This window comes from Aquitalea sp. S1-19 (assembly GCF_024343515.1).
In genome coordinates this window covers 1-394 of sequence record NZ_RJTZ01000374.1, presented here as the reverse complement: position 1 = coordinate 394, position 394 = coordinate 1, and the positions used below count along the sequence as shown (strand labels likewise).

The 394-nt window shown below is 56.1% G+C and carries 1 pseudogene; it reads right to left on the bottom strand.

Going from position 1 to position 394, the window contains the following annotated elements:
- Positions 1-58 precede the first annotated feature (58 nt).
- Positions 59-394, bottom strand: a pseudogene (locus EGI20_RS19135) (hypothetical protein); the annotation flags it as partial.

Sequence of the window (394 nt, the reverse complement as noted above, 5' to 3'; positions counted from 1 at the left end):
TGGCCAAAAAAAATGGGCGCCGAAGCGCCCCAAGTCCCTTACTCCAAGCAAATCTGTCTTATTCCACTCGTTCACCATGCAGGCGTACGTCCAGACCTTCGCGTTCCTCTTCTTCCGTCACACGCAAGCCCATCACCAGATCTATGCCTTTGAGCAGGATGAAAGACACGATCGCGCAGTAGACGATGGTGACGCCGGCAAAGTCGAGTACGCCATGGTCAAACATCCAGCCGCCCGGTGCCCATACCCAGTGTGCAACCGGCACGTAGACCAGCAGGGACCACAGAGTCATAAAGACCAGCATGGCCGAGAATTTCATGCGTTCGGCGAAGGCGCCGGTGATCAGTGCCGGCGTAATGATGGCGAAGGTCATCTGGAACATCATGAACAGCGC